We start from the raw sequence: 1,060 nt of genomic DNA on the forward strand, positions 1-1,060 counted from the left end.
ACGGCGGACCCGAGGGGTACGGCGGACCCGAGGGGTACGGCGGTCCCGGGGTGGGCCCCCCGGACAGAGCCGCCCCCACCGCACCACAGCAACGAGGGAGAGCACACTGATGGGCACGAACGTACCGTCCGACGAGGAACTCGCCGCGTCCCTCGAGGGCGGCTTCACCAGCGAGTACGCCGACGTCAACGGGGTGCGGCTGCACTACGTCACCGGCGGGCAGGGCGAACCGCTGTTCCTGCTGCCGGGCTGGCCGGAAACCTGGTGGGAGTACCGCAAGGTGATGCCCGTCCTCGCGGAACGCTTCCGGGTCGTCGCGGTCGACATCCGCGGCATGGGCGGCTCCAGCCGCCCCGGCACCGGCTACGAGAAGAAGAGCATGGCCGCCGACATCCGCGCCCTGGCCGAACACCTCGGCCACGAACGGATCAACATCGCCGGACACGGCATCGGCGCCATGGTCGCCTTCGCCTACGCCGCGAACCACGAAGCGGCCACCAACCGCCTCGCCATCATCAACACCACGCACATCGACGACAGTTACCAGAACTTCCGGCTGATGCCGAAGCCCGAGGACACACCCCCGCACCGCTGGTGGCTCGCCTTCAACATCGTGCCCGGCTTCCCCGAACAGGCACTCGCCGGCCGCTACCGCATCATGGTCGACTACATGCTCGGCCTGAGCCTGGTCAACCCCGACGCCGTCCTGCCCGCGGACCGCGACGTGTACGCGCAGGCGTACGACACACCCGAAGCCATCCGCGCCAGCCAGGGCTGGTTCCAGGCCTACCAGCAGGACATCGACGACTTCCGCGGCTACGGCACCCTGTCCGTGCCCGTCCTCGGCCTCGCCTACGGCGGGTTCTACGACTACATGAACCGCGTCCTGCCCACCTGCGGCAGCGACGTACGCGTCGTCGAGGTCAAGAACACCCGCAACTACATGGTCGAGGAACAGCCCGAGACCGTCGCGGCCGAACTGACCGCCTTCTTCGGCTGACCCCCTCCCCCGGCCCGGGGCAGGCTCCTGTACAGCCCACCCCGGGCCGGGGGAGGGGGT

At 69.6% G+C, this 1,060-nt stretch carries 1 protein-coding gene; it reads left to right on the top strand.

Features of this window, described 5'->3' with window-relative positions; genetic code table 11:
- Positions 1 to 109: 109 nt before the first annotated feature.
- Entirely contained in the window at positions 110 to 1,000 is an 891-nt protein-coding gene (locus CCN72_RS37045) for an alpha/beta fold hydrolase (protein ID WP_086812671.1), read from the top strand.
- The last annotated feature ends 60 nt before the right edge of the window (positions 1,001 to 1,060 follow it).

The organism is Streptomyces murinus, from assembly GCF_002154555.1.
GTDB lineage: Bacteria > Actinomycetota > Actinomycetes > Streptomycetales > Streptomycetaceae > Streptomyces > Streptomyces murinus.